The following is an 11,280-nucleotide window of genomic DNA, read 5'->3' as shown; positions in this document are numbered from 1 at the left end:
GGCCGCGCGGGCGGCGGGCGGCTGCTTGCCAACCCCGGGCGGCTGACGTACTTTCCTCCTCGCGAAGTTTTTCGCGACACGGCCGTTATGAGGGTGGCGGCCATATTCGCCCCCTTATATATGTAGGCCGTGGAGGTCATGTCATGAGGTTCCGCCGCGGAACCCGTCCCACTCGCGCGCTCGCAGCCGTCGCCGCTGCGGCCGCCGCCACCCTCGCCGGCGCTCTCGCGGTCGTGGTGCTGCCGGCCGCCGCGAGCGCGGCGGCCGGGCCCGGCAGCTACACCATCGTCGACGCCGGGAGCAGCCACCTGTGCCTGGACCTGCCCGGTTCGAGCACGACCGCCGGCGTGCAGGTCGACTTGCAGAGCTGCGCCGGGTCCGTGAACCAGGTATGGACCCTGACGAGCGCGAGCACCGGTTACACGATCGCCTCGCCGGTCAGCGGCCTGTGCCTGGGCATCGCGGGCGCCTCGACCAGCGCGGGCAAGGCGGTCCAGCAGCAGTCCTGCGACGGCTCCGCCAACCAGCAGTGGACGCTGAACGCCAGCGGAAGCAACTACCAGCTCATCGACGTCAACGCGGCCAAGTGCATGAACGCCTCCGGCAGCGGCACCTCGGCGGGAACCCTGGTGGTGCAGAACAGCTGCGACAGCAGCGCCACCAAGCTGTGGACGCTCAATGCGGCCTCGGGTTCCACCTCGGCGCCGAGCGCGTCCGCCTCCGCCTCCGCCTCGCCCTCACCGAGTTCGAGCCCGACTCCGCCGCAGCCCGGCGAGCCGAGCGTGCCGGGCACCTGCACCCCGGTGGCCGCGCAGCTGGCCAAGCCGGCCAACGAGCAGTTCACCAGCGCGCAGGAGTCCGCGCCCCCGGACACCGCGCGCATCCAGGCGGCGCTCAACAGCTGCGCCGGGACCGGCAAGGCGGTGGAGCTGACCGCGAGCGGCGGCAACGACGCGTTCCTCTCCGGCCCGCTGACGGTCAACGCCGGCGAGGTGCTGCTGGTCGATTCCGGAGTCACGCTCTACGCCTCCCGCAACCCCGCCGACTACCAGGTCTCCGGCCAGCCCAAGTGCGGCACCCTCGGCGCCTCCGACGGCAGCACGCTCGGCACCGCCACCGGCTGCGTGCCGTTCATCGCCGTCCGCGGCAACAACTCGGGAGTGATGGGCACGCAGAGCGCCTCGGGCAGCCAGGGCGTCATCAACGGCCGCGGCGACCAGGACATGCTGGGCACCAGCACCACCTGGTGGGCGCTGGCCGAGTCCGCGCACAGCAAGACCAGCACGCAGCAGGAGAACCCGAAGCTGATCACGGTCTTCGGCGCCTCGGACGTGACGATGTATCACATCAGCCTGACGAACTCGCCGATGTTCAACGTGCTGCTGGAGGGCGGCAGCGGGTTCACCGCCTGGGGCGTGCGGATCGACAACCCGGACAACGCCCGCAACACCGACGGCTTCGATCCCGACAGCGCGAGCAACGTGCTGATCACCGACAGCTATATCAACACCGGTGACGACGGGGTCGCGGTCAAGGCCGACGCCGGCGGCGCCGCCAGCCACATCACCGTGAGCAACACCAGCTTCTGGGGCATCCACGGCCTGTCCGTCGGCAGCCAGACCAACGGCGGCGTGCAGGACGTGACCTTCTCCGGCAACTACATCCACGGCGGCACCGACATCCACGGCAACACCGCCTCCAGCAACAACGGCGTGCGGGTCAAGAGCGACACCAGCTTCGGCGGCACGGTGTCCGGAGTCAGCTTCGTGAACACCTGTGAGACCGGGGTCGAGCACCTGATCCTGATCGACCCGCAGTACCTGAGCGGGAACGGCTCGACCGTCCCGAACTTCGCCGACATCACCATCAACGGCCTGAAGGCGGTCAACTCCTCGTCCGGCAAGTCGACCCTCAACGGCTACTCGGCCGCGTATCCGCTGGGCCTGACCCTGGAGAACGTCCAGCTCGACGCGACCAAGGTCGCCGCGCAGTACGCCAACATCCGGATGTACAACGCCAACATCGCGCCCACGGGCACCGGCGTCACGGTGACCAGCTTCACCGGCTCCGGCAGCGTGCCCGGCTGCGCCAGCTTCCCGAGCTGGCCGGGACTGTAACCGCACGCAAACGGCGGGCCGCCGGTGCGGCTACTGGCGGCCCGCCTCGCCGAACCCTGACAGGATCAGCGCGGGGACCTGGTCGGCGGGCAGCGGGCGGGAGAAGTAGTAGCCCTGCCCGGTGTCCGCGCCCAGCTTGCGCAGCGCCTCGGCCTGCGCCCCGGTCTCCACGCCCTCCGCGATCACCATCATGCCGCAGGCGCGCGCCAGGTTGATCAGGCTGCTGACGATCGGTTCCTCGGAGCTCTCCTGCGCGCCGCCGCCGTCCGCCGCGGCCGGGGGGATCAGCCCCTTGACGAACGAGGCGTCTATCTTCAGCGTGTGCGCGGGCAGCCTGCGCAGGTAGGCCAGGTTCGAATAGCCGGTGCCGAAATCGTCGATGGCGATGCGCACGCCGAGGTCGGAGAGCTCCCGCAGCCGCTGGACGGCGGGCCTTCCGCGCCGGCCCGGCTCCATCACCGCGCTCTCGGTCAGCTCCAGCTGGAGGCGGGCCGGGGGCAGCCCTCCGGCCTCCAGCGCGTCGTGGACCTCGCGGACCAGTCCGGGGTCGCGCACCTGCGGCACCGCGACGTTCACCGAGACGGTGACCGGCGCGCCGTCCGGCGGGCGCGGCCAGGTCGCGGCGTCGGCCACCGCGCGGCGCAGCACCCAGCGGCCGAGGGCCACGATGGCGCCGGTCTCCTCGGCCAGCGGCACGAACCGGCCGGGGCCGAGCAGCCCGAGCCGCGGATGGTTCCAGCGCACCAGGGCCTCGAGCGACCGGACCCGCTGGTCGGCCAGGTCCACGATGGGCTGGTACTCCAGGAACAGCTCGCCGCGTTCGAGCGCGCCGGGCAGTTCCTGGGAGAGCGCGTAGCGGGCCACCTGCCGGGCGTTGCGCTGCGCGTCGAACAGCGCCCAGCGGTCGCGCCCGGCCGCCTTGGCCCAGTAGAGCGTGACGTCGGCGGCGCGCAGCAGCTCGCTCGGTCCGGCTCCCTCGACCGGCTGCTCGACGATCCCGATGCTGCCGGTGACGCTCAGCTCGCGCCCGTCGAGCAGCACGGGTTCGCGGATCGCCGCGAGCACCCGCTCGGCCACGTCGATCGCGCTTTGCGGGCCGGCGGTGTCCGGCAGCAGGATGACGAACTCGTCGCCGCCCATCCGGGCCACCGGATGGGCGTCCGGTTCGACGGCCTCGCGCAGCCGGGCGGCGATCTGGATGAGCAGCCGGTCGCCGGCGTCGTGGCCGAGGGTGTCGTTGACCGCCTTGAAGCCGTCGATGTCGAGGAAGCACACCGCGATGCGCCGAGCTTCGTCCGGCTCGCCAGCCACGTCAGCGGCGTCGCTCTCAGCGAAGTCGGCTCCGTCGCCGCCCCCGTCGTCCGTGTCCTCGACGTCTTCGACCTCGGTGCGGCCGTCGCGGACGTTCAGTGTGGCGGCGAGTTCTTCGAGCAGCAGGGTGCGGTTCGGCAGCCCCGTCAGCGGGTCGTGGGTGGCCTGGTGGCGCAGCCGCTCGGTCATCTCGCGCCGCTCGGTCACGTCCTCGAACAGCCCGACCATGAGCGCCGTCTTGCCGTCGTCCCCGATCACGCTGCTGGCCCGCATGCGCGCCCAGATGACCTCGCCGTCGGGGAGCACGAACTGCTTCTCGCCGGTCATCTGGCGCCGCCGGCCGGCCAGCAGCGCCCGGTAGTGCTCCCAGTACTCCGGCGGGTCGGTGGGCAGCCGCAGGGAGCTGATCTCCAGGCCGCGGGCGGCGCGGGCGTCCCGGCCGAGCATCCGCGCCAGCGGCTCGTTGATCTCCAGGATGCGGCCCTCGCCGTCCGCGATGCCGATGCCGAGGGCCGCGCCGCGGAACACCGCCCGGAACCGCGCCTCGCCGGTGCGGTGCGCGTCGAGCACCGCGATGCGGATCGCTTCCTGCTCGCGGCGGGTGCGGTCACGCAGGCCCTCGGCGTACCCGGCGGCCAGTCCCGCGTAGAGGGCGGTGCGCACGGCCGAGTCGATCTCGGTGGGCAGGTGATCGGAGAGGACTGCGATCGACGCGGCGAGCGATTCGGGCTGGGTGTGGTGCGAGTCGATCAGCGCCGTGCCCACCGCGCTGCCGGCCTTGCGTGCCGCGACCGGATCGGTCAACGCGTCGCCGACCCAGTCCGCAAGCACGGCGGCCAGCGCCCGCGTCTCGGCCGCGCTCATCGGCACCGAGCCGGCCGCGGCCAGGGCCCCCGCCCACGCCGACGGCAGGTCCCCGGCGCTCTCGCTCACTCCAGCCGCCCTACGGCGCCGTAACCCGAGTATCGCTTCACGTCGCCGTCCAGCGGGTCCGGAAGCGCGGCCTCCTCGTCAGGGCGCCACCGGGTCATGTCGGTGAGCCCGGGCGGCACCAGCTCGTAGCCGCTCATCAGGGCCGTGATCTCGGCGTGGCTGCGCATGGTCATCGTCGCGCTGGAGCGGGAGTAGACCTGCTCCAGGCTGCGGATCCGCTCGGGGAAGTAGTCTCGGGTGCCGTGGCTGACCGCCAGGTACGAACCCGCGGCGCTCGCCCGGCGGTAGGCGGCGACGACGCCCGCCGGATCGTCGGTGTCGGGCACGAAGTGCAGCACCGCGAACATCAGGACCGCGACCGGGCGGCCGAAGTCCAGGAAGCCGTCGAGGGCGGGATCGGCCAGCACCCGATCAGGGTCGCGCAGGTCGGCGTGGACGAACCTGGCGTTCGGCGTCTCGGCCAGCAGCACCCGGCTGTGCGCCACCGCCACCGGATCGCTGTCCACGTAGACGGTGCGCGCCCGCGGGTTGACCGCGGCGACGATCTCGTGCACGTTCCCCACGGTCGGGATCCCGGAGCCCAGGTCGAGGAACTGCCCGATCCCCCGCCCGGCCAGGAAGGTGACCGCCCGGCGCAGGAACGCCCGGTTCGCGCGGGTCACCTGCGGCAGCTCCGGCCAGGCGCCAAGGGCCTTCTCGGCCAGGTCCCGGTCCGCGGCGAAGTTGTGCGATCCGCCCAGGTAGTAGTCGTACATTCGAGCGGGCGCCGGGCGTTCCAGATCGATCTCGTCCGGAGCCCACGCTGGGCGATGCGACACGGTGCTGCCCTTCTTACGGCGACGCGCCGCCACCGGCCGCAGACGGACCAGCGACGTTTCTCCGAGCGAGCATACGACGACGGGAGACCCTGATATAAGACCCCGTTCTGGCCATCCGGAGCCCGCCCGATCGGGAACAGGTCCGACGTCTTGACGCACGGCTCCCGTATCGGTTAAATCACAGCGCGAATAAACGGCCCGTCAGCTCCCGCCTTCCTCCGGCCTGAACAGCAGGACTCTTATTCCGAACGAGGAGGTCGCGCCATGTCCGTTTCAGGCGAGATCAGCCCGCCTTTGCGCAGACGAAGCAGAACCCTCGCGATCGCCACCGCCGCCGTGACCGCGGCCGGCATCGCGATCCCCGCGCTGGTGAACAGCTCAGCCGCCGGCTCCTCCATCGCGCCCTGGCTGGACGCGAGCCGCCCGACGTCCGCCCGGGTCGACGCCCTCCTGCGCGCCATGACGCTGGAGGAGAAGGTCGGCCAGATGGACCAGCAGCTGGTCACCACGCTCACCGACCCGAACAGCGCGACCTGCGCGGACAACGGCTGGAACCTGCCGAACACCGCGTGCATGCAGAAGATCCTGATCGACCAGCACGTCGGTTCGATCCTGGCCGGCGGCACCAACAACCCGCCGGACACCACCGGCAAGGGCGGGGTCGGCAACACCGGCGCCGACTGGGCCACCGAGTACAACATCATCCAGCGGTACGCGATCAAGAACTCGCGGCTGCACATCCCGGTCGTCTTCGGCGTGGACGCGGTGCACGGCTTCGGGCACCCCTATCAGGCCCCGCTGTTCCCGCAGTCCATCGGCATGGGCGCCACCTGGGACCCGGCGGCCGCGCAGGCCGGCGGCGAGGTGACCGCGAACGCGCTGCGGGCCACCGGCTGGAACTGGGACTTCGCCCCGGTGCAGGACCTCTCCCGGGACAACCGCTGGGGCCGCACCTATGAGACCTGGGCCGAGGAGCCCGCGCTCTCGGCCGCGATGGGCGCCGCGAACATCAAGGGCCTGCAGGCGGCCTCGGCCGGCGGCGGGCTGAAGGTGAGCGCCACGGTCAAGCACTTCGCCGGCTACTCCCAGTCGGTCAACGGGCACGACCGCAACGAGGCGCTGCTGCCGCTGAACTACCTGCAGGACACGATCCTGCCCTCCTACGCGGGCGGGATCGACGCGGGGGCCGGGGCCGTGATGGTCGACTCCGGGTCGATCAACGGCGTTCCGGCGACCGCCTCGCACTACCTGCTGACCGACATCCTGCGTGACCAGATGGGCTTCCGGGGCGTCGTGATCAGCGACTACCAGGACGTGCCCGCGTTGCAGAGCACGTACCACATCGCCGCCGACCTGCCCGGCGCGATCGCCGCCGCGGTCAACGCCGGCGTCGACATGAGCATGCAGGTCTCCAACCCGGACCAGTGGCAGGCCGCGATCCTGCAGGACGTGCACACCGGCAAGATCCCGCAGGCCCGCATCGACCAGGCGGTGCGCCGGATCCTGACCATGAAGTTCCAGCTCGGCCTGTTCAACCAGCCGTGCGTGGCCGACCCGGCCAAGCCCTGCGTGAACCCGAACGCGGCCGACGCCGCGGTGACCGCCGGGCGCGACCAGACGCTCAAGGCCGCGCAGGAGTCGATGACGCTGCTGCGCAACCAGGGCAACGTGCTGCCCCTCTCCCCCGACAGCAAGGTCGTGGTCACCGGTCTGAGCGCGGATTCGATGACCAATCAGCTCGGCGGCTGGAGCGTGAGCTGGCAGGGCGTTTTCGGCGCCGGGCACGTGTGCTGCATGGGACCGGCCAACCAGATCCCGCCAGGCACGACCGTGCTCGGCGGAATCAAGGCCGAGGATCCGGCAGCCGTGTACGCGCCCGACCAGGCCACCGCACTGGCGGACGCGTCGAGCGCGAGCGCATACGTGGTCGCGGTCGGCGAGAAGGCCTACGCGGAAGGGCTCGGCGACAACCCCGCTCCGGCGCTGGCGCCGGACCAGCAGGCGCTCATCACCGCGCTGGAGGGCACCGGGAAGCCGGTCATCGTGGTCGTGATCGCGGGACGACCGGTCGGGCTCGGCCCGGCGGAGAAGGCGAACGCGGTGCTGATGGCCTATCAGGGCAGCACCGAGGCCGGTCAGGCGGTCGCGGACGCGATCTTCGGCAAGATCGACCCTAGCGGCAAGCTGTCGGTGAGCTGGCCGTCGGACGCCCCCGGCGTCGGCGGCGACTTCAACGGCGGCGCCCCCTCCCCGCTCGGCGACCAGCCGAAGTTCTTCGACCAGCTGCCGGGCACCGGGTCCGGTCCGGGGCACTCCTACAACCCGCTCTACCCCTTCGGGTACGGGCTCTCCTACACCACCTTCACCAACAGCGCCCTGACCGTCACGCCGACGGTCCGGACGCACGGCAACGCGACGGCCACCTTCACGGTCACCAACACCGGTTCTGTGGCCGGCACCGACATCGTGCCGGTGTACGTGGCGCAGCCGGTCAGCGCCGTGGTCGTGCCGCCGCAGCGCCTCGTCGGCTTCGCGCGGGTGACGCTGAACCCGGGCCAGTCCAAGCAGGTGCACGTCACGTTCCCGGCTTCCGCTCTCGGCGTCAGCCAGGGCGACATCAACAGCGCGGCCCCGCCGAGCGTCGAGCCGGGCGGCTACATCGTGCAGCTCGACAAGGACGACACGACGCCGTACGACGTCGACCTGTCGGCCAACTTCACCATTCGCTGACGCGACACGAGCGGCGGTACGCCGGCCGGACCGGCCGGTGTGCCGCCGCTGCATCCTACGTCCACCGGTTAACGTGGCTTCGTGCCGGAATCCTCGATCACCGACCAACAAGCCGAAGTCGACCCGATCACGCCGACCCGCAGACGCCTTCGCCGCAGCGTCTTGATCTCGGTGGCGGTCGTGCTGGTCGGCGCGGCGCTGGTCGCCTCCGGAATCCTCGCGTACATCAACGAGCGCAACGACCGCCAGCACCTCAGCTACGTCGGCACGGCCGGCCAGGGCGCGCGGCTCGAGCTGACCGTGCGGGTGCAGCGGGTCGACGTCGCGGGCGAGGAGATGGTGCTCAGCGTCCTGCCCTCGCCGCGCGGCGCCCTGGCCGCCGACGAGGCGGTCGGCGAGATGGCGCAGAACGTGCGGCTCTACACGCCGTCACTCGCGCAGAGCAGCGTCACCCTGGAGAAGGGCACGATCCCGGCGCTCCAGCACATCGACGTCCCGCTCAGCGACGGCACGCCGACCGACTACCCCTTCGACCACTACTCCGCCGACATCGTGTGGGCCGCCTCGGCGGACGACGGCACACCGGTCCCCGTGGCGATGGACTTCGAGAACCGGGATCCGTTCTTCTCGGTCCATCCCCGCTCCGCGGTCGCGGCCACCCAGGGCATCCTGCTGGAGACCGAGATCGGCCGCTCGCGCGGCACGTTCATCCTGGCCTGGTTCATGATGGCGGCGATGTGGGCGATGTCGCTGGCGGTGCTCGGCGGAGCCTCGGTCATGGTGCGGCGCCGGCTGGGGCTGGTGTGGCCCGGGATGGCGTGGATGGCCGCCACGGTGTTCGCGCTCGTCGGCCTGCGCAACGCAGCTCCGGGCAGCCCGCCGATCGGATCGATCATCGACTATGCGGCCTTCTTCTGGGCCGAAGCAGTAACCGTGGCCAGCGTCGCGTGGGCGGCGGTCGCGGGCTTGCACGTCGAGCACCACAGAGACGAGCCCTGACAGACGCCCCCTGAACATACGTCAGGTCCGGCCGCGCCCTGACCGGACCTGACGCGCTCAGCGGGGACTACGAGCAGGTGATCTGCGCGCCTCCCCAGTCGGAGTGATCGTGCGCGTTGCCGTCGCCGCCGTCTCCGACCACCAGGTCGAGCACCTGAGCACCGGTCAGATCGACGCTCAGGCTTGTCGCCGCCTGATGCCCGTGGATGACCGGGGTGGCGGTCAGCGTCTTGCCGTCGGCGAGCACGCTGAAGGTGACGCTGCCGGCTCCGGCGGTCTCGTCGTCCACGCCCACCGAGGCGGTGAAGGTGGTGCAGTGTCCGCCGAGGTAGACCTTTACGTCGCCGTTCGCGTGGACGCCGAGACCCTTGGTGAAGGTCACGCCGTTGATGGTGATCGGGTGCCCGTCACCGGCCGCCTGTTCGCCGTTGCTCATGTCGCGCTCGACCGGGCCCCAGCCGTTGGTGGCGGAGATGAACGGCAGGTCGCTGACGTAGTCGCTGCCTGCCGCGGGCGGCACGTAGAAGCCGACGATGCGCTCGTCCTTGGCCGTTTGGTGCTTTCCGCGCTTGCTGTAGCTGACGCTCGCCGTGAGCGCGGCTGCCGCTGGTTGCGAGCCGGACGAAGGCTGCACCGTCCACGTGAACGTCGCCGACTTTCCAGCTTCGAGCTTGCTCACCGACGCCGGGCTCGGCGCGCTCGCCGTCCAGCCCGCCGGAAGCGTCAGCGACGGAACCAGGTTGGTGGCGCTGCCATGTCCAGTTGGGACGGACACCGTCGCGGTGGCGGTGAAGGCCGTCGCGGGCTGCGCGGTGTCGGGCACCTGAAGGCTCACGTTCGCGCCGGGAGCCTCGGGCATCGCGTACTTCGCCCTGTCGTAGCCGGGGCTATAGACCGGCCGGACATCGAGCGACGACGCGTAGCTCCCGTAGTTCGTCAGCGCGACGGTGCCGAGGCCGCCGGTGCTGCCGTCCAGGTTCCACACCGCGATCGCGATGGTGTTGCGGCCGTTGGTCCTCAGGATGCCGTTCGGCACCGGGAAGCTGTGCTGCGGACCGAGGTAGTTGACGTAGTTTCCAATCATCCAGCCGTTAACGTAAAGCTCGGCGCGGTACTTCTTCGACGGGTCGTCAGCGATCGTCAGGCCGAGCGAGGTGTCCTGCCCCTTCGGCAGGTTCAGGTCCACGGTGGTGCGGTACCAGCCGACGCCCGGGGTCGTGTTGCTCGTCGGCAGGCTGACCGGCTTCCAGGTCGAGTCGTTGAAGCCGGCCAGCGGCCAGCCGGCCCGCTCGCCGTAGAGGCCGCCGGTGGACAGCGGGCCGCGCACCGGGTCGATCTCCTGCTCGCCGCCGCGCACGCCCTGCAGCCGCCAGGTCACCGAGGTCAGCGGCGCGCCGTTGAGAGAGGCGCTGGTCAGGCCGCGGGCGGAGGTGTTGTTGTTGGTGGAGTTGTAGTCCTCTTCGTGACCCATGTTGACGGTGAGCACGGAGAGGACGTTGTCGCCGGTCTGGTTCAGCGATCCGGCCGGGAAGGCGAAGTCGCCGCTGCCGGTCGTGGAGCTGCCGAGGAAGACTCCGTTGAGCCAGACCGAGAAGGCCTGCGCGCCGCCGCCGGAGTCGGAGACCAGGTGCACGCCGGTGGCCGCGGGCGAGTAGCGGAACCTGCCGCGATACCAAGTGCTGCCGGTGTGGAATCCGTAGTCGTCGGCGTACAGGACGGGCAGCGAGCCGGTTCCGGTGACGCTGTAGGTGCTCGTCTTGTCGGCGACCGGCCAGCTCGAGTCGTCGAAGCCCGGCTGCGCTTCGGGCGATTCGGCCTGGTACTTCCAGTCGGTGAGCGCGGGCAGGGTGACGGCGGCCGCGGTCGCGACGGAGCCGACCTGGCTGCCGGTGGCGGAGAGCGCGGCGTGGATGCCGCGGCCGTTCCAGATGACCGAGCGGGCCGAGGTGAACACCTCGATGGCCGGGTCGGTGCCGTTGTCGCCGGTCAGCTCCAGCGCCTTGCCGCCGTCGCTGCTGGTGGCGGTGCGCAGCAGGTGGGTGCCGCGCACGAGCACCGGGCCGGTCGCGGTGTTCAGGGTCCAGAAGGTCTCGGCGGTCGGCTTGTCGGCGAGCAGGAGCAGCAGCGGACGCGAGCCGCCGCCGCTGACGGTGACCCGGGTCAGGCCGTCGTGCTTGTAGTTCAGCCGCAGGTCGCCGGTGGTGGCGTCCCAGGTCGCCTTCACCGCGCCGCCGATGCTTTGCACGGTGGGCTGGCTCGCGTAGTGCAGCACGGTCTCGCCGTCGGTGCCCTGGTCGCCGTAGAGCACTGCGATATCGCGGCTGCCGATCGTCTCGGAGGTCATCAGCTGCGAGGTGGAGTACTGCAGCTGC

6 protein-coding genes are annotated in these 11,280 nt (G+C 71.0%); 3 read left to right on the top strand and 3 right to left on the bottom strand.

Going from position 1 to position 11,280, the window contains the following annotated elements; translation table 11 throughout:
- Positions 1-143: 143 nt before the first annotated feature.
- A complete protein-coding gene (locus tag VFB40_RS26775; protein ID WP_324855490.1) occupies positions 144-2,117 on the top strand; it encodes a glycosyl hydrolase family 28 protein in 1,974 nt (657 codons plus the stop codon).
- 30 nt (positions 2,118-2,147) lie between these two features.
- Here VFB40_RS26775 and VFB40_RS26770 read toward each other — a convergent pair whose 3' ends face one another.
- Together VFB40_RS26770 and VFB40_RS26765 are read right to left on the bottom strand one after the other, a co-directional pair.
- On the bottom strand, positions 2,148-4,361 hold the full coding sequence (locus tag VFB40_RS26770; protein WP_324855488.1) for a putative bifunctional diguanylate cyclase/phosphodiesterase: 2,214 nt from the start codon (positions 4,359-4,361) through the stop codon (positions 2,148-2,150).
- Positions 4,358-5,179: an SAM-dependent methyltransferase gene (locus tag VFB40_RS26765; RefSeq protein ID WP_324855486.1), complete on the bottom strand. Its 822-nt coding sequence runs from the start codon at positions 5,177-5,179 to the stop codon at positions 4,358-4,360. Before VFB40_RS26765 ends, VFB40_RS26770 begins: the two co-directional genes overlap by 4 nt.
- A gap of 264 nt (positions 5,180-5,443) precedes the next feature.
- Here VFB40_RS26765 and VFB40_RS26760 point away from each other — a divergent pair, with 264 nt between their 5' ends.
- Entirely contained in the window at positions 5,444-7,909 is a 2,466-nt protein-coding gene (locus VFB40_RS26760) for a glycoside hydrolase family 3 N-terminal domain-containing protein (protein WP_324855484.1), read from the top strand.
- 81 nt (positions 7,910-7,990) lie between these two features.
- Entirely contained in the window at positions 7,991-8,908 is a 918-nt protein-coding gene (locus VFB40_RS26755) for a DUF4436 family protein (RefSeq protein ID WP_324855482.1), read from the top strand.
- A gap of 67 nt (positions 8,909-8,975) precedes the next feature.
- On the opposite strand, the gene VFB40_RS26750 is transcribed toward VFB40_RS26755, so the two are convergent.
- A partial coding sequence (locus tag VFB40_RS26750; protein ID WP_324855480.1) for an NPCBM/NEW2 domain-containing protein occupies positions 8,976-11,280 on the bottom strand: 2,305 nt, incomplete at its 5' end.

This window comes from Actinocrinis sp. (genome assembly GCF_035650855.1).
In the GTDB taxonomy this organism is placed as follows: Bacteria; Actinomycetota; Actinomycetes; order Streptomycetales; family Catenulisporaceae; genus Actinocrinis.
This window is presented reverse-complemented; position numbering and strand designations above follow the sequence as displayed.